Annotated in this window: 14 protein-coding genes; 11 read left to right on the forward strand and 3 right to left on the reverse strand. The window is 60.4% G+C overall.

The features are described from left to right. The first annotated feature begins 12 nt into the window (after positions 1 to 12). Both PSH96_RS15680 and PSH96_RS15685 read left to right on the forward strand, forming a co-directional pair. A complete protein-coding gene (locus tag PSH96_RS15680) occupies positions 13 to 711 on the forward strand; it encodes a GntR family transcriptional regulator (protein ID WP_305453776.1) in 699 nt (232 codons plus the stop codon). Between the two features lie 69 nt (positions 712 to 780). Further along, positions 781 to 1,383 (forward strand): hypothetical protein, encoded by a 603-nt coding sequence (locus PSH96_RS15685; protein WP_305453777.1) that lies wholly within the window; start codon positions 781 to 783, stop codon positions 1,381 to 1,383. A gap of 190 nt (positions 1,384 to 1,573) precedes the next feature. Here the strand turns inward: PSH96_RS15685 and PSH96_RS15690 are convergent, their stop codons facing one another. Then, entirely contained in the window at positions 1,574 to 6,442 is a 4,869-nt protein-coding gene (locus PSH96_RS15690) for an NAD-glutamate dehydrogenase (protein WP_305453779.1), read from the reverse strand. Between the two features lie 462 nt (positions 6,443 to 6,904). Between PSH96_RS15690 and PSH96_RS15695 the strand changes: the two genes are divergently transcribed. From PSH96_RS15695 to PSH96_RS15730, 8 genes are all read left to right on the forward strand, one after another. Further along, positions 6,905 to 8,605 carry a dermonecrotic toxin domain-containing protein gene (locus PSH96_RS15695; protein WP_305453780.1) on the forward strand — a complete coding sequence of 567 codons (1,701 nt, stop codon included), beginning with the start codon at positions 6,905 to 6,907 and terminating at the stop codon, positions 8,603 to 8,605. Positions 8,606 to 8,706: 101 nt separating this feature from the next. Then, positions 8,707 to 9,057: a hypothetical protein gene (locus tag PSH96_RS15700; protein WP_305453781.1), complete on the forward strand. Its 351-nt coding sequence runs from the start codon at positions 8,707 to 8,709 to the stop codon at positions 9,055 to 9,057. Between the two features lie 279 nt (positions 9,058 to 9,336). Beyond that, a complete protein-coding gene (locus tag PSH96_RS15705; RefSeq protein ID WP_003174327.1) occupies positions 9,337 to 10,296 on the forward strand; it encodes a MoxR family ATPase in 960 nt (319 codons plus the stop codon). Positions 10,297 to 10,301: 5 nt separating this feature from the next. Then, positions 10,302 to 11,234, forward strand: a complete 933-nt coding sequence (locus PSH96_RS15710) for a DUF58 domain-containing protein (protein ID WP_305453782.1) — start codon at positions 10,302 to 10,304, stop codon at positions 11,232 to 11,234. Next, complete coding sequence (locus PSH96_RS15715) at positions 11,231 to 11,725, forward strand: DUF4381 domain-containing protein (protein WP_017136650.1); 495 nt, start codon at positions 11,231 to 11,233, stop codon at positions 11,723 to 11,725. Before PSH96_RS15710 ends, PSH96_RS15715 begins: the two co-directional genes overlap by 4 nt. Further along, entirely contained in the window at positions 11,718 to 12,806 is a 1,089-nt protein-coding gene (locus PSH96_RS15720) for a VWA domain-containing protein (protein ID WP_056860264.1), read from the forward strand. Before PSH96_RS15715 ends, PSH96_RS15720 begins: the two co-directional genes overlap by 8 nt. After that, positions 12,803 to 14,542 (forward strand): tetratricopeptide repeat protein, encoded by a 1,740-nt coding sequence (locus PSH96_RS15725; protein WP_305453784.1) that lies wholly within the window; start codon positions 12,803 to 12,805, stop codon positions 14,540 to 14,542. Before PSH96_RS15720 ends, PSH96_RS15725 begins: the two co-directional genes overlap by 4 nt. Then, the gene (locus PSH96_RS15730) at positions 14,539 to 16,179 is read left to right on the forward strand and encodes a BatD family protein (RefSeq protein WP_305453785.1); all 1,641 of its coding nucleotides are present in this window, start codon (positions 14,539 to 14,541) and stop codon (positions 16,177 to 16,179) included. The genes PSH96_RS15725 and PSH96_RS15730 overlap by 4 nt, the downstream gene beginning before the upstream one ends. A 99-nt stretch (positions 16,180 to 16,278) precedes the next feature. On the opposite strand, the gene PSH96_RS15735 is transcribed toward PSH96_RS15730, so the two are convergent. Beyond that, complete coding sequence (locus PSH96_RS15735; RefSeq protein ID WP_305453787.1) at positions 16,279 to 16,695, reverse strand: hypothetical protein; 417 nt, start codon at positions 16,693 to 16,695, stop codon at positions 16,279 to 16,281. Between the two features lie 232 nt (positions 16,696 to 16,927). Beyond that, positions 16,928 to 17,494, reverse strand: coding sequence for a hypothetical protein (locus PSH96_RS15740; protein WP_305453789.1), 567 nt, complete (start codon positions 17,492 to 17,494; stop codon positions 16,928 to 16,930). A gap of 418 nt (positions 17,495 to 17,912) precedes the next feature. Between PSH96_RS15740 and PSH96_RS15745 the strand changes: the two genes are divergently transcribed. Further along, complete coding sequence (locus PSH96_RS15745) at positions 17,913 to 18,164, forward strand: hypothetical protein (protein ID WP_305453791.1); 252 nt, start codon at positions 17,913 to 17,915, stop codon at positions 18,162 to 18,164. Positions 18,165 to 18,227: the final 63 nt, after the last annotated feature.

Here is an 18,227-nt window from a genome sequence, read left to right on the forward strand (position 1 = left end):
TGGAGACCGACCATGAGCGCCCATGCCCTGCAACGCAATGCTGTCCTCCCTGCCCTGCGCCTGGTTGGCGGCAAGAAACTTTCGGTGGATGACATCTACCCACGCCTGTTCGACGCCATCCTCGAACAACGCATCGCCCCGGCCAGCCGCTTTACCGAAGAGAGCCTGGGCGAAACCTTTGGTGTGAGCCGCAGCGTGATTCGCCGTGTGCTGGCCAAGCTGTCCCATCAGCAAGTGATCATTCTGCGCCCCAACCAGCGTGCCCAGGTGGCGGCGCCGGATGCGCAACAGACGCGGCAGATCCTGGAAGCACGACGGATGACCGAGATCACCGTGGTGCAGTTGGCGTGCGCCCAAGCGACCACCACGCAGATACGCCAGCTGCGTGAGTTGATTGCACGGGAGCGCGACTGCATCGAACGCGACCAGCGCGGGCCGGCAATTCGATTATCGGGGGAGTTTCATCTGCAATTGGCGCAGATGGCAGGCAACGCACCGTTGGCGCAATTTCTCAACAGCCTGGTGCCGTTGACGTCATTGATCATTGCGCAATATGAAGCGAAAGCCAGCACCTACTGCGCGTGGCAGGAGCATCTGGCGATTGTCGATGCGGTGGAGCAACGCGACGTGCGCAGCGCGACAAGCCTGATGAGCCGGCATCTGGATCACCTGGAGGACAAACTACTCCCGCTTGGGAAACGCCCGACATAACGAGCGCTCGCTAAGCAGCAGAATGCATTCATTCCTTACATCAAGGCCCACATACGGATGAATACTTCTATGCAACCCCTCGCCTTTACGTTGCTCGCAGCTCTTTTCATACCATCGCTCACGGTTTACGCACACGCCGGTGACGACGTAATCATCACACCCGCGCACCCCGTCTGGTTGCTTGAGCGGCCCGACGTCGACAGCCCGATGTTGACCACCGCACGGACTTTTGGTGACAGCGCTTACAACGACTTCCACACCAAGGCCAGCCTGGAAATCAGCTGCCACCCGGAAAATCCAACGGCCGGGCTGGCGCTGCAGATAACCCCGGAAACGCTGGGCTTGGACATTGAGCCATTTCATGGCAAAGACGCCAGCACCAATGGGCCGTTGCGTATGACCACGGGAGCACGCACGGCCATTGAGCTTTCGGTCAGTGGCGTCTGGACTTACGCCGGGTCTTTCCAGCTAGGGACGGTCTTTGCGTTCAGCACCCAAGTGCCGCGCGATGAACTGGCCTACTGGGCCAGTGATGCCTCACGGGGCCAGACGCTGAAACTTTGGTTGGCGCCTGCCAAGGCAGGCGGCCAGCCGCTGACGGCAACCTTTACATTGCCGGCAAACAACAGTGGGTTGAAAAAAGTTATTCAGCCATGTTTGGGTAGTCGTTAACGTTGGAAGATCAACTTGTGGGAGCGGGCTTGCTCGCGAAGGCGGTTTGTCAGTCACTATAAGTGTTGACTGATCCACCGCATTCGCGAGCAAGCCCGCTCCCACAGTGGATGTGTGGTGTTTGGTGAAGAGTGTTCCAACAAAAAGCCCCCGCCTCTCACGAGGCGGGGGCTTTTGTTTTACCGAGGGATCAAGCCGGCTGCAGCACCGACTGACCGCTCAATGCCAGGTCGAGCAACTCACGGTTGGCGACCGCATACATGGCGTAGTCCGTGCCGACTGCTGCACGGATTTCAACCATCATTGCGCGCCAGCGATCGGCCATGTCCTGGTGCTGCTCAAGCCACAGGGCCACACGGGCCTCCATGTCTTGTGGCGCATCGGCCATTTGCAGAACCGAAATGGTGATCGCCCGTTGCTGCCAGTCCACATCGTCGCGGAACGCTTCGCGGGCCTGGGCCTGCCAGTTGTTGGCCACCGGCAGATCGCTGATCTGCTGCAGGTACCACGGCAAGTCCAGGGCGCTGCCGACGGCGAAGTAGGCCTTGGCCACTTCGGCGGCGTCATGCCCGGTCACGTCGGCGGCTTCGATGATTGGCAGCAAGGTGTACAGGTGAGTCGTACCTGCAACCATGCGCGCCAACAACTCGGGTACGCCGGCTTCGGTGTAGGCCTGGTAGCGGTTCTGCCAGCCTTCGCGGGTCGGGCCTTCCAGCAGTTCGTCGAGCTTGAGGCCCAACGCCGCCAGGTGCGGACCGAAGTGCGCGGTGTCGCGGCCAGCGTCCTGCTCGTTGCGACGGCTGCGCAGGAACCAGCGCGTAGCGCGACGGCCCAGGCGCATCAGCTCATCCATCAGCTCCAGTTGCACGTCGGCGGACACCTGGTGGTCCAGGGCTTCGATCTGACGGAACCAGTGCGGGAGGTGGAAAATGTCACGCACGATCACATAAGCGCCGGCCACGTTCGCCGGGCTCATGCCGGTCGACTCTTTGAGTCGCTGAACGAAGGTGATGCCCATGTGGTTGACCAGGTCGTTGGCGATCTGGGTGCTGACGATTTCGCGCTTGAGACGGTGACGGCGCATGGCTTCGCCGAACTTGGCCACCAGGCTCGGCGGGAACGCGGTCTCCATGTCACGGGTCAGGTAGTCGTCATCCGGTACCAGCGACTTGAGCAAGGCTTCCTTGAGGTCGATCTTACTGTAGGAGATCAGCACCGACAGCTCGGGACGGGTCAGGCCCTTACCGGCGGAGGCACGCTCCACAAGCTGCTCTTCGGTCGGCAGGTACTCGATGGCGCGGTCCAGCTTGCCACGGCCTTCCAGGTCGCTCATCAGGCGCTTGTACTCGGCAGCACGCTCGTAAGCCTTGCGCGCGGCCAGGGACAACGCCTGGGTCTGCTTGTAGTTGTTGCCCAACACCAGGTTGCCGACTTCGTCGGTCATGCTCGCCAGCAGCTGGTTACGCTGCTTGTCGGTCATGTCACCGGCCTGCACCACTTCGTTGAGCAGGATCTTGATGTTCACTTCGTGGTCGGAGCAGTCCACACCACCGGCGTTGTCGATGAAGTCGGTGTTGGAACCGCCGCCATTGAGGCCGAATTCCACACGGCCCAATTGGGTCATGCCGAGGTTACCGCCCTCGCCCACTACCTTGCAGCGCAGTTCGTTGCCATTGACGCGCAGCGCGTCGTTGGCCTTGTCGCCCACGTCGGCATGGCTTTCGGTGCTGGCCTTGACGTAAGTCCCGATACCGCCGTTCCACAACAGGTCCACCGGGGCCTTGAGCAAGGCGTTGAGCAGTTCGGTCGGGGTCAGCTTGTCGGCCGAGATATCGAAGCGTTCTTTCATCTGGGGCGAAATGGCGATGCTTTTGGCACTGCGCGAGAAGATCCCGCCGCCTTCGGACATGATGCTGGTGTCGTAGTCGGTCCACGCCGAACGCGGCAGCTCGAACAAACGCTTGCGCTCGACAAAGCTGGTCGCCGGGTTCGGGTTCGGGTCGATGAAGATGTGCAGGTGGTTGAAGGCCGCGACCAGTTGCAGCGTGTCGGACATCAGCAAGCCGTTACCGAACACGTCACCGGCCATATCGCCGACGCCCACCACCGTGATGCTGTCTTCCTGCACGTTGATGCCGCGCTCACGGAAGTGACGCTGCACACCCACCCACGCGCCCTTGGCGGTGATGCCCATTTTTTTGTGGTCGTAACCGGCCGAACCACCGGAAGCGAACGCATCACCCAGCCAGAAGCCGTAGTCGATGGCAATGCCGTTGGCGATGTCGGAGAAGGTCGCAGTGCCCTTGTCCGCCGCAACGACCAGGTACGGGTCATCGTCGTCATGACGCACGACGTTGACCGGTGGCACCAGGGCGCCGTCCTTGAGGTTGTCGGTAATGTCCAACAGGCCGGAAATGAAGATGCGGTAGCAGGCGATGCCCTCGGCCGCGATCTCGTCACGGGTGCCGCCCAATGGCAGGCGACGCGGCAGGAAGCCACCTTTGGCGCCCACCGGCACGATCACCGAGTTCTTAACCTGCTGGGCTTTTACCAGGCCGAGCACTTCGGTGCGGAAGTCTTCTTCACGATCAGACCAGCGCAGGCCGCCGCGCGCAACGTTACCAAAGCGCAGGTGCACGCCTTCAACGCGCGGCGAGTACACGAAGATTTCAAACTTCGGCACCGGCTTGGGCAGCTCGGGAATCGCACGCGGGTCGAACTTGAAGCTGAAGTACGACTTGTTCTGGCCGTTGGCGTCGGTCTGGTAGAAGTTGGTGCGCAGGGTGGCCTTGATCAGGTCCAGGTAGCGACGCAGGATGCGGTCTTCGTTGAGCACCTGAACATCGTCCAGGGCCGTGAGAATCGCTTGTTCCAGACGTTGCTGCTTGTCTTCGAGGTCGTCGGCGGTGAGCTTGCGCGCCAGGTAGAAGCGGGTCTTGAACAACCGGGTCAACTCGCGGGCGATATCGGTGTGGTTGTTCAGGGTGCTGGCGATGTAACCCAGGTCGAAGCCCAGGCGGATCTGCTTGAGGTAACGGGCGTAAGCACGCAGCAACGCCACGTCGCGCCAAGGCAGGCCGGCGGTGAGTACCAGGCGGTTGAACGCATCGTTTTCGGCATCGCCATGCACGATGTGCACGAACGCGTCCTGCAGGGTGTCGTTGAGCTGCTGGATATCCAGGTTCACGCCTTCGGCGGCGATGAACGCAAAGTCATGGATCCAGAACTCACGGCCATTGGCATGACGCAGGCGGTACGGGAACTCACCCAGCACGCGCAGGCCGAGGTTTTCCAGGATCGGCAGCACGTCGGACAGCGCCAGTGGCGTGTCGGCGTGGTAGAGCTTGCAATGCAGCTCACGCTGGCCGGAGACCTGGCCCAACGGCTGGTAGAAGCTCATGACCAGCGGGTTGGCTTCAGTCAGGCTGTTGAGGTGCTGCATGTCGACCACCGCCGAATGCGCAGCAAAACGCTCGCGGTAACCTGCCGGGAAGCCTTTCGGGAAGTCCGCCAGCACGTTGGTGCCCTGGGCTTCGCCGAAGCTTTCCACCACCAGACTGGCGTAGTCGTCCTGCCAGCTGCGGCAAGCCTGCACCACTTCTTTTTCCAGTTGAACCGGGTCGATGTCCAGGCGGTTCTTCGGGTCTACCCGCAGAATCAGCTGCACACGGGCCAGTACGGACTCGGAGAAGAAGGTCCAGAACTCGCAGTCCGAAGCTTTCAGGCGATCCATCAGCACTTGCTGGATCTTCTGGCGCACTTCGGTGGAATAGATATCGCGCGGCACGTAGGCCAGGCAGTAGCAGAAACGACCGTACGGGTCTTTGCGCAGGAACACGCGGATCTTGTTGCGTTCCTGGATCTGCACGATCGACATCACGGTGTTGAACAGTTCGTCGACCGGGGTCTGGAACAGGTCATCACGCGGCAACACTTCAACCACCTGGGCCAGTTCTTTGCCCAGGTGCGCCTTGGCCTGGAAGCCCGAGCGGCGCTCGATTTCCGCGACTTTACGGCGAATGTAAGGGATCACTCGCACGCTTTCGCCGTACACCGACGAAGTGTAGAGGCCCATGAAGCGGTGTTCCTTGATGACCTTGCCGTCGGCGCTGATCTCACGGATCGACACATAGTCCGGGTAAGCCGGGCGGTGCACGCGGCTTGGGTGCGCGGCCTTGGCGAACGACAGCACAGTCGGTTCACGCAGGTAAGCCACGGCGTAGTCTTCGATGCGCGTATCTTCGGCGGTGAGGCCGGCACGCAGCAATTTGGTCAGACCGAGGAAGGAGCCGGTGTCATATTCGATATGACCGCCATCCGCCTCGTCACGTACCACAAACTCTTCGTAACCGAGGAAGGTGAAGTGGTTGCCCACCAGCCATTCCAGGAAGCTCTTGATCTCGGCTTTTTCTTCGCCGTCGATGCCGAACTGGCTCGCGTCGATACCGGCCAGCAGGTCCTGGACCTTGGCTTTCATCGGTTCGAAGTCGGCCACGGCCACGCGCACTTCGCCCAACACTTGCTCAAGCTCTTTGCTCAGCACGTTGAGTTCGGCGGCATTGGCGCAACGGTCGATTTCCAGGTACATCAGCGATTCTTGCTGAATGCCTTCGCCCTGGGTGCCTTTTGGCAGGATTTCCAGCAACTCGCCTTTTTTGCCGCGACGTACGCTGAGCACGGTGGTTTGCAGGGTGTGGATGCTGTAGCCACGGCGGTTCAGCTCGGTGCGTACCGAGTCGACCAGAAAGGGCAGGTCATGGTGCAGCACTTCAACCGCGGTGTGGGTCGACTGCCAGCCATGACGTTCGTAATCGGGGTTGTAGACCCGCACTTGCGGTTGGGTGTGGTCAAAGCGCTCAAGCAGGCGCCAGGCAGACAGGGTGCAACCGGCCAGGTCGGAAAGGCGACGCTGGGTCAGTTCGTCCAGGGAAATAATACCGAAAAATTGCTCAGCGAACAGCGCCACTTGTGGCAGTGCCTGTTCACTGATGTGCTGCGCCAGTGCCGCTTGCAGTTGATGCTGGAAGTCGGACTTGCTGGCTGCGGTGAAGAACGCCATCTGTGGTACTCCGCTTGGGCTTGTTATTGATGGAAGCGTCGCGTGTTATCCCCTTGCGGGGAGACCGTCAGCTCTGTTCGTCGCTTACCTTATAACGAATCGAGGTGACAGGTGGGTGAAGCTGCGCAAGGCGATCAGGTCACATCGGATGCGCCGTTTGGCAGGTGACGGAACGACGGGCAGGTCAACGGCCTGACGGTGGCGCATCCACTGCGCAGCTTAACGAGTGTAGGAAGACGGTTGCTTTCCGTACGGCGACATATTCGGTCAAGCGCAGGCAAACCTGAAGAAGCCCGCTTTCACGGGCGCGGCAAGCGCGCCGATAGATTTCATCAACCGAGTCGATAGCATTTTTAGATGGGCGCAAATCGCCGGAGCTGACCAATCAGTTGTTATGAGTGCGCCAACCAATGGGCATCAATCATTTCAAGGAAGATCTCTATTCATAATCATGAGGTCTATATGTCTATCACATCGACAACTTCTAACCCATCGCAAGCCCTTGTCCCGCCAGCCGCCGCCCATTCGAACGAGGGCGACAAAGCCGAAAAACCGGGCACCCTCGCCTACTGGCTGTCCGCTTTGCACCATCAGGCACAGACTAAGCCAGTCCTTACAACAGAGGGTGCCTCAAAGGCCTACTTTCAGGCACCGGTAAAACGCAATGAAGCGCTGGATGAGCTCGCCAGAAACTACACGCCCATGAAATCAGTTAATGAGATCACCTCGGAACAGGTAAAAGCTCATATTGCAGAGAAATTCGGGCTCACCGACGTTGATCCGGACAAGACCTTTTTGGTCACCATCGTGTTCAACCACAAAAGTGATAAAGAACCTAATAAAGGCGTCATCACACAGAAAATATCTTTAACCGATGCCGCCCGGCTCAATATACAAGGTATTAAACTGCCCTTTTTCAGTGGCTCAGATTCCCACAGTGAATACCGTGATGGCCCCCCCCTGATTACGATAGACGAGAAGTCTCGACATGCCGGTGCCTCAAGTGCTGACGGGACCTACACAACTCCGGAAAATTTCACCTACAACACATGGACCCATGGCATTTACAAAGAGCCTTCCCCAGGGGCACCCAACACCTATGACCACAGCAACTACGTCCCTATAGACCCTAAAGAATTCAAACAAATGGTGTGGGACAACGCCTATAAAAAACCTTACGACAACTACCTGAAAAGTTACTGGAACGCCAACACACGTTCCGAATTTACATCCACAGCGACGATCGCCTACCTGACGAGTGCGCATATTCTGCATCATGACAAATCACTGACCGAAAACGACAAAAAAATTGCCTCGGGCGTAGCGGGCTTGCCCTCTGACAAAACATACCTGAGCGCGACACCCGACGATTTGAAGCAACCTTATAAGGCCGACCCGAATCTGGAAACCAAATTCCTCAAGCTCAACGGTTTCGAATCGAGAATGTTCTACACACGCGACAAAACAACGGGAAGAACACTTTTGTATATTCCCGGCCAAATGCCTCCCCAGCAGGGTTTTGACTCGGTTGAAGCCACGTATCGATGGCTGGGGGAACAATTGAAGGACCCTCAAAAGGCCCAGGCACTTAAAATTCAGTTCCGGCCACAGGATCGCCCCTCAGTCGGCCCCGTTGCCGGGCCGCTTGGGGGCGTGTCTCTGGGCTCGGATGCGCGGATTGATTACCTGACCCAGCAACTCAATCACTATGTATCGGAAGAAACCCAGGAAAGCCTTGGCTTTTGGAAGGAAGGCGGCGTGTTTAGTGGGCAAGTGATCAAGGGCAACCCCTTTGAAGAACTTCAACACCGTACGGAGAAAGCAACCAAGGCGGCGACCGATCATCAATTCATACTCAATAGCGACCACACCAAAAACAAGGTGGTCAATTGGTTGAAGATTGCCTCTTACGGTTTACTGGTTTTCGCGCCCCTCGGAATGGCCTTCCCTCCCGTCGGTGTAGCACTTACGGCAACAAGTGTTGCTCTCGGTGGGGCGGAACTCGGTATCGGCATCAATGACAAGATCCACAACCGGCCAGGCGGCACCGAGCGCGTTTTCAGCGGTGCAATCAACACCGTCAAGCCTATATTCAGCGAGGGTTTCGGCAAAGCCTTCACACCTGTTTCGGGCGCCATCAAGACCCTAGTATTTAAGGCCTGAGGCCCGTAGGCCAGGGACGGCTACTCACACCGACATTACTTAAAGCGGCGCAAAAGCATGGAAAATGGCAAAATCCCCTCCCCCCATAAACAGGATTGCCCATGCAACTCACCAGCGCCCACTTGATCGTCAACCCCTGTGATGACGAAGAAGACAACCTGGCCATGCTTTGCTGTCACGGCAAAAATGGCGAGATGTTCATGCTCAGCCGTTACCCGGATGAAGATGAGGTTGAACTGACCTGGGACTATGAGCCATCGACCCTGGACGGGCTGAAAGTCACCTTGAGTGACACCACCCTGGTGATTGAACTGGCGGCCGGCGATGCCGATGCGCTGGGTGGCAAGGACTGTTTGGAGATCACCCACACCACTGCTGTGTCGGATATGGCTGAAGTGGAAGAAACCTTGCAGAACATCCTCAAGGGCACCGGTACTTTTATCCGAATTTAAACGATGCCAAGGATCAAATGTGGGAATTGGCTTGCCTGCGATACTCACACCTCGGTGTATCAGATACCCCCCCGTTGATGCCATCGCAGGCAAGCCAGCTCCCACAGGGGCCGAGCAACGCTCAGTGGAATTTGTGCACGCCACACAAAAATCCTACAAGTTTTGCTAAAAATACCCGTCGCGCCGTTAGTCGCTACACCCTGCGATGCATTAAAGTAGACGCCCCAGGCCCGGCGGTTTTTTCGACGTTGGGGCTTATCTCTCCAGGAACCGTCATCGATGGAACATCGTGAAGCGCTGCTTGCGCTGCGAACCTTTCTTTCTACGCAGATTCTCGGCCAGGAAAAACTCATCGATCGCCTGCTGATCGCCCTGCTCGCGGACGGCCATATGCTGGTCGAAGGCGCACCGGGCCTGGCCAAGACCAAGGCCATCAAAGAGCTGGCCGAAGGCATTGAAGCGCAGTTCCATCGTATCCAGTTCACCCCCGACCTGCTGCCCGCCGACATCACCGGCACTGAGATCTATCGCCCGGAAACCGGCAGCTTCGTGTTCCAGCAAGGCCCGATCTTTCACAACCTGGTATTGGCGGACGAAATCAACCGCGCCCCGGCCAAGGTGCAATCGGCGCTGCTCGAAGCCATGGCCGAACGCCAGGTCAGTGTGGGCCGCAGCACCTATGACCTGTCGCCGCTGTTTTTGGTCATGGCCACGCAAAACCCCATTGAGCAGGAAGGCACTTACCCGCTGCCCGAAGCCCAGCTCGACCGTTTCCTGATGCACGTCAAAATCGGTTTCCCGGACGCGGCCGTCGAACGGCGCATCCTGCAGCAAGCCCGGGGCGAAGCACTCAATGGCGAAACCAAGCCTGAGCGGCGCGTAAGCCAGCAGGCGATTTTTGCCGCGCGCAAGGAAATCCTTGGCCTGTACATGGCCGATGCGGTGGAGGAATACCTGGTGCAACTGGTCATGGCCACACGCACCCCGGCCAAGTTCGACCCGGAGATGGCCGAGTGGATCGCCTATGGCGCCAGCCCGCGCGGCTCCATCGCCCTCGACCGCTGCGCCCGCGCCCACGCCTGGCTGGCCGGGCGCGACTTTGTGAGCCCGGAAGATATCCAGGCGGTGCTGTTCGACGTGCTGCGCCATCGCATCATTCTGTCGTTCGAGGCCGAAGCGGCCGGTATTGACCAGGACCGTGTGGTGCAACGCATTCTCGACGTCGTTGCCGTCGCTTGAACCCCATGAGCGCCGGCGACGGAATCCGCGTCACACTCAGCGAATTGATTGAGATGCGCCATCGCGTGCGCGAAGTGCAGCTGTTTTCCACCCCCAGCCAGCGCAGCCCGTTGATCGGCCTGCACCACTCCAAGCTGCGTGGGCGCGGGGTCGACTTCGACCAGGTGCGCGTGTACCAGGCCGGCGATGATGTGCGCACCATCGACTGGCGCGTCACGGCGCGTACCCAGGAGCCGCACACCAAGCTGTTCCACGAAGAACGCGAACGGCCGATTTTCATCATGGTGGAGCAAAGCTGCCGGCTGTTTTTTGGCTCCGGCCAAATGTTCAAATCGGTGCTCGCCGCGCAGGCTGCCAGCTTGATCGGCTGGGCTGCGCTGGGGCACAACGACCGTGTCGGCGGGCTGGTGTTCGGCGACAGCGAACACTACGAAATCAAACCCCGGCGCAGCAAACAAAGCCTGCTGCAATTGCTCAACCGCCTGGTGCGGGTGAACCAGAGCCTGAACACCGAAAGTCGCCCCGAAGCCGACGCGTTGGGCATGGCCCTGCGCCGTGGCCGCGAAGTGCTGCGCCCGGGCAGCCTGGTGATTGTGATCTGCGACGAGCGCGCCCTGACCGAAGGCGCCGAGCAGCAACTTAGCCTGCTGTCACGGCATTGCGACCTGCTGTTGCTGCCCATTTCTGACCCGCTGGACCACGCCCTGCCCGCCGCGGGGCTGCTGCGTTTCGCGCAAAGAGGCGCGCAACTGGAACTGGACACCCTGAACTTCGATTTGCGCCAGGCTTACAAAGCCCAGGCCGAGGAGCGTATTGCGCGCTGGGAACTGCTCGCACAGAAGCTGCGCATCCTGTTGATGCCCTTAAGCACCCAAAGCGAAATGGTCGAGCAACTGCGCGAATACCTCAACCCGCAACGCCCGGTTAAAAAGCAATGAGCAGCCTTGACCAACTGCAGCCCCTGATCGCCCCGCCGGCCATCGGCTTCTGGCCGCCTGCGCCGGGCTGGTGGTTGTTGCTGCTGGTGATTCCCCTGCTGGGCTGGGGCTTGTGGTGGTTGCGCCGGTTCCTGCCCACACGCCGCCCCGTGGCCCGCGCCGAACAACCACTGGACCCGCTGCGCATCGCCGCCCTCGCCGAACTGGCGCTGATGCCCAAACCCTACGACGGCGCGCCCGCCGGTGCCTGGCTGCAACAACTCAATGGCCTGCTCAAGCGCCTGTGCCGCAACGACTACCCCTACAGCCAGAGCCACACACTCAACGGACGCAAATGGCTGGCGTTCCTCGACAACCGTTGCCCCGCCGCCGGCCTTACGCGCTGGATGGTGTTGGTCGAAGGCGCCTACAAACCCGAATGCAAACTCGACGACAAGGCCATCGCCGGCTTGACCCAAGCGGTCGATACCTGGATTCGCAAACATGTTTGAGTTCGCCTGGCCGTGGATCTTCGCCCTGTTGCCCTTGCCGTGGTTGATGCGCTTTATCCTGCCGGTGGCCGACAGCGGCGAGCCCGCGCTGAAGGTCAGCTACCTGGCCGACCTTGAAGGCCTGGCGCGCCGCCGCGCACGGGTCAACCTGCCCGGCTGGCGCCAGCAAGCGCCGTTCGTGGTGCTGTGGTTGCTGCTGTTGACCGCTGCCGCGCGCCCTGAATGGCTCGGCGAACCGCTGCCGATTGCCGCCAGCGGCCGTGACCTGCTGGTGGCCGTGGACGTGTCCGGCTCCATGGACTTCCCCGATATGCACTGGCACGACGATGACGTCAGCCGCCTGAGCCTGGTGCAGCATTTGCTCGGCGACTTCCTGGAAAGCCGCGAAGGCGACCGCGTGGGCCTGATCCTGTTCGGCAGCCAGGCGTACCTGCAAGCGCCGCTGACCTTCGACCGGCGCACCGTGCGCACCTGGCTGGATGAAGCGCGCATCGGCATCGCCGGCAAGAACACCGCCATCGGCGATGCAATTGGCCTGGCCCTTAAACGCCTGCGCCAACGCCCGGCGCAAAGCCGTGTGCTGGTGCTGGTCACCGATGGCGCCAACAACGCCGGGCAGATCGACCCGCTGACCGCCGCGCGCCTGGCGGCCGAAGAAGGCGTGAAAATCTACCCGATCGGCATTGGCGCCGACCCGGAGCAAACCGGCTCATTGGGCATCCTGGGCGTCAACCCGAGCCTGGACCTCGATGAACCGGCCTTGAAGGCCATCGCGGACGCCACCGGTGGCCGCTACTTCCGCGCCCGCGACGGCGATGAGCTGCAAAAGATCAAGCAAACCCTCGATCAGCTGGAACCGGTGGCCCAACAACCGACCCAGGCACGCCCGGCCCAGGCGCTGTACAGCGCACCCTTGGCGCTGGCCCTGATACTGAGCATGCTGCTGGTGGTGCAGGAGCGCTGGCCCAATAACGCATTGCAACGCTGGTTCAATAAGCTCTCGACCAAAGGCATTTTTTTGCAGCAACACCCGCAATGGCGCCAACGCCTTAAACGCCTGCGCTTGCGGAGGCGTCGATGATCGACCTGTGGCCGCACTGGTTCCGCCCCTGGTGGCTGTTGCTGCTGCCGTTGCTCGGCTGGCTGCTGTGGCAGCTGTGGCACCGGCAAAAGCGCGCCGGGCGCTGGCAGATGATTTTGCCACCGGCCTTTCATGCGGTGCTGCTCAGTGGCGGCAATGGCCGCGAGAGCAAATCACCGTGGGTGGTGCTGGGCATCGCCTGGCTGCTGGCCGTGTTGGCGTTGCTCGGCCCCAGCTGGCAAAGGGTTGAACAGAACAGCCAGAAACCCGCCGACCCGGTGGTCGTGCTGCTGGAACTGACCCCGGAAATGCTTGCCACCGACAGCCCGCCCAATCGCCTGGAGCAGGCGCGGCGCAAGCTCTACGACTTGCTGCAAGCACGTGACAACGCGCCCACCGCCATCGTCGTGTATGCCGGCAGCGCGCACACGCTGGTGCCGCTGTCGGACGACCTGGCCACCAGCCGCAACCTGCTCGAAGCGTTGCGCCCCTCGATCATGCCCGAGCCCGGCCATCGCGCCGATCTGGCGGTAGAAAAAGCCCTGAGCCTGCTCAAGCAAGCCGGCCTTGGCCAGGGGCGCCTGCTGCTGGTGGGCTCGTCACTGTCCAAACAGGAGCGCCAAGGCATCCGTCTGCAGTTGCAAGGCGCTCAGGCCCCGGCCCTGTCGATCCTCGGCATCGGCAGCCGCGAAGGCACGCCGGTGACCCAGGAAAGCGGTGAGTTCCTTAAGGATGACCAGGGCGCCATCCTGGTGCCGCGCCTGGACAGCCCAACCCTCAAAGCTTTCGCCAGTGAGATGGGCGGCCGTTACCACGCCGCGCGCCTGGACGACAAAGACCTGCGCCAACTCAACCTGCTCGACGGCCCGCAACAACTGCGCAATGACGGCCAACTGCTGCACCTCGATACCTGGGCCGACCAGGGTTACTGGCTGCTGCTGCCGCTGTTGCTGCTCGCCGCCTGCGCGGGCCGCCGAGGCTGGCTGCTCTGTTTGCCGTTGCTGCTCTTGGGCGCGCCGCAACCCAGCTATGCCTTTGAACTTCGGGACCTGTGGCTGCGCCCCGACCAACAAGGCCAATACCTGCTGAAGAAAAAGCGCCCCAGCGAGGCCGCCGAACACTTCGAAGACCCGCAATGGCAAGGCGTGGCGCTGTATGAGGCGGGCAACTACGCCGAAGCGATCAAGCGTTTTGCCCAGGGCAATGACGCCTATTCCCACTACAATCGCGGCAATGCCCTGGCCAAATCCGGTGAACTGGAAGCCGCCATCGACGCTTATGAGCAAGCGCTCGAAGCCCAGCCCGACCTGCAACCGGCGTTGAAAAACAAAGCGCTGGTCGAAAGCCTGATCCAGGAAAAAGCCCAGCCCGAACCGGCCAAGCCTGTCAAAAATGAGGATGACGAAACCACCCAACCCGGCCAAACTGCGCAACCGGGCGCCAGCGGCCAAAGTGCCACAGGCGGCGAGCAATCGCCCCAAGGTCAAGGCCAGGCCAGTGCCGGCGATAACCAGACGGGCGCCACCCCCAAGGCCGGCGGCAATGACGTACCCGGCAGCGAACTGGGCGACGAGCACACCACCACCCCGCCCTTGCGCCCCGCCGATGCCAGCCTCGATGGCGAGCATCGCCAGGCACTGGAGCAATGGCTGCAGCAGATCCCGGACAACCCCGGCGAGTTGCTGCGGCGTAAATTCTGGTACGAACAGCAACAACATCAGGACAAGACTCGATGAGCCGCCGCACCACCCTTCTGCTCCTGCTTGCACTCTCGGCAGGCCACGCCCAGGCGGCCAACCTGGTGGCGAGCGTCGACCGCAGCCGCGTCAATTCCGGGGAAACGGTGGAGCTGACGGTGGAATCCAGTGACGTCACCCAGTTCGGCAAACCCGACTTGTCACCGCTGGATGCGCAGTTCGAAGTCAGCGGCACGCGCCAGATCAACCAGCTCACCACCTTGGGCGGCGATAACCACGCCACCACGCGCTGGATTATCACGTTGCTGCCCAAGGAAAACGGCACTGTAGTGATTCCGCCGCTGCAAGTGGGCGAACTCAAGACCCAGCCGATCAGCCTGCAAGTGCTGGAAACCGCCAGCCAGAACACCAGCGCCGAACTGGCCCCGGTGTTTATCGAAGCCAACCTCGACCAGAGCAGTGTGTACGTGCAGGCCCAGGCGCTGTTGACCGTGCGCGTGTACCACTCGGTGTCGCTGTATGACGACAGCAGCCTCACGCCGTTGCAGATCCCGGATGCGCGCATCGAGCAATTGGGCGAGTCACGCACCTTTGAGAAGGTCATCAACAGCATTCGCCACGGCGTGATCGAAACCCGTTATGCGATCTACCCGCAGCACAGCGGCGCCCTGGTGATACCGGCGCAGACTTTCAGTGCCACCCTGGTGGAATCGCGGCCGCCCCAGGAGAACACCCTGCAAGGCACCAAACCGGGCAAGTTGATTCATGTCAGCTCGGCCGAGTTGCCACTGACGGTAAAACCCAAGCCGGAATTTTACCCCGCCGACGCCGCCTGGCTGCCTGCGCGCAGCCTGACCCTGAGTGAAGCCTGGAACCCTGAACCCGATCACGTACAAGTCGGCGACTCCCTGACGCGCAGCCTCACGGTCAAGGCCGAGGGTTTGTCCAGCGCACAACTGTCGGCACTGCCCACCAGCGAGATCAACGGCCTGCGCCGTTACCCGGACCAACCGGTGCTCGCCAACCAGAACAGCGACCGTGGCCTGATCGGCAGCCGTGAGGACCGCGAAGCCCTGGTGCCCACCCGCGCCGGCAGCTTAGAAATGCCCGCCGTGGAAGTGGTGTGGTGGAACACCCACGAAGATCACCTGGAACGCACCAGCCTGCCCGCGCGCACGCTGCAAGTGGCGACCAACCCAAGTCTGGTGGTGGACACGCCCGCCACGCCAACGGTGATTACCGCACCGGACGATAGCCGCCTGTGGCTGTGGCAACTGAGCACCTTGATACTCGCCTGCACCACGCTGTTGGGTTTCGGCCTGTGGTGGCGCGCACGTCGCCAACCTGCCGTGCAGCGCGCCGCACAAACCGGCCCGAGCCCACGCTCGCTGCTGGACGACCTCAAACGCGCCACCCAGGCCAACGACCCACAAGCCACACGCCAGGCGCTGGATGCCTGGGCGCGGCAACAGCCGGAAACCCTGGCCGACATGGCGGCGCGGTTTGTGCCGTTGTCGGATGCCCTGGATGGGCTCAATGGCGCGCTGTACAGCGAGAGTGGCCAGTATTGGCTGGGTGAGGATCTGTGGCGTGCGGTCAAGTCCATCCCGATGGTGGAGCGCGAACAAGACCCGGCCACCGACAGCACCAGCTTGCCGCCGTTGTATCCAAAGTAACTTAAGCAGCTATTGAGGATCGTCCTCACCCAAGTGAGGACTTTCCCCATCGGTCATCGATCCTGGTATCCAAAAAAGCCAGGCCCCATCAGGCGTGCATCAGTTATAAAAACTGTGGTAATTGGGCGCCAAACGGAATGCGGTTTTTTTCTTTAGATGATCGACGTTATCCATATCGAACCGCTCATCTTCCTTGCCTGGGCCGCCTCGATAAACGCCAATATCCAACTTACGCAACAACTTGGGGCGATTCAGGATTTCCGTCGCAACAGCTTGTGCTTCAACAGAAAACGTCTTATCGCTGGGTAGTAGCCCGGCAGCTTGCTTCAACTCATTGAAATTCACATATTCATCACCGCCACCGAATTCATTAAAATGCTTGCCCACCTGCTCAATCAGCTGGCGGTCACTCCAATGTGAGGGTGGGTCTGTGGGGCGCCGAGCAGGTACTGGGTCCCAGGAGTCACCACTGCGGGGAGGCGTTACAACAACGGGTTTGATTGCACTAATAGCCATCGCGTTCTCACTCTCTAAAAAACAATAGGAAGCCCTGTTGCCAGATGGCCAGGGCACTCATTGAGTGATCAACAGGTATTGCTCGGTTCCTTGGACGGTCTGAGTATGTGCGACAAAATATCTGCCAACGGATACCCCCAACTACCGCCGCTGTATCCCGGTAAATCTCTACTTACCTGACAGCACAAAAAAACCTGTGGGAACTGGCTTGCGGTCAAGCCTCGGTCAAATGTTAACGATAAGTGTCGCGGTAGTTGCCTTCAGCGGTCACATTCGCGTCATTGGTCCATTCCAGACGACGATCGCGGTTCAGGATGTGGTAGCCATGTTCGATAAAACCCTCCCACGCTCCGGCTGGTGTGCCGAATGCGGCGTAACCGGTGCTGGTGTAGCCCTCCAGGACGCCGTTGTTCGAGTATTTACCACGGTCTTCGCCTACGGCGGTCAACGACGTATCAATCCAGTTGAGAACCCGAGCAGCATTGTAGGCAGCGTCCGCTCTCGACGCCGGATCAGGGTTATTGGCGCTCCAATCGCCCAGACGCTCCTTGATGAGTGCCAGGTGGATGTCTTTTTGAGGCCCCAGATTTTTTAGAATGGGGTTGTCGAGAATAATCTGCTCGGCGGTTCGACGATCATTCTCGGGCCGCGGGACGTTCTGCGTGGGAACGCTGCCCAAGGCTTTTTCACCGGTGGTGGCAACTGAAGGCGCAGAGAGCGCCACAGTGACGTGTGCAGGACTTAGCAATTGCGAAAACACAGGCCTGATCAATTGAAAACCAAAAGAAAAATTAAGCATCCGAATAACCCTTGAAAATACGTAGAGAGAGGCCACCGCGAAGCGGGGCACATAAGGTAGTTGGCACCCGCCAAATGCCCAGTTCCCTCTGAATTGCAAGGGTTGTTACGCATTATTAAAGGCCAGCAGTCCCTATCCCTTTAATTTGCGGGAAGTTTCCTAGACAATCCTTTGGCCTTGCGCCTGCTCACTTCACTGGCTAGCCTTCGCTTCGTCGCTGCCTATCAGCGATCGGGTGTGAGATCCCGTGTATGAACGGACGTAATGCGCTACAACCGCTTATGGCGGCTGTGTGCGGGCAGACTTCGGTCTGGCCGGGTCCTGTTCACCGGTATCTCACCCCGCACATAGCTGCCACCTTTTTTGACGTGTGAGATCGGCAAGAAAATGGCTCCCAGCCCGAACAGGTACTTCACGCATGACCAAAATCGTCCCAGACCCACCCCGCTTCACCCCCGACCGCGAAATCTTTGAGCGCGCCCTGCGCCACTACCTGCAACCTGCCCCACCGCCGTCCTTCGCCGTGCATCACGACCTCAGCTTTGAAGACGCCCTCGCCCAACTCTGCGACGTGCTGCGCTGCGCAGCCGCCACCGCAGCGGGCACCCGTGAGGCGCTGACAGGCGATGAACAGCACATGGCCGGCGCCACCGAGCACTTGATCAACTAGGCCAAAACCCTCGCAGACCGCGCGCTGGCGTGCCTGCACAGCGCGTAACCCCTGTGGGAGCGG

Origin of the sequence: Pseudomonas sp. FP2338, from assembly GCF_030687515.1 — a bacterium.
Taxonomy (GTDB): Bacteria; Pseudomonadota; Gammaproteobacteria; order Pseudomonadales; family Pseudomonadaceae; genus Aquipseudomonas; species Aquipseudomonas salomonii.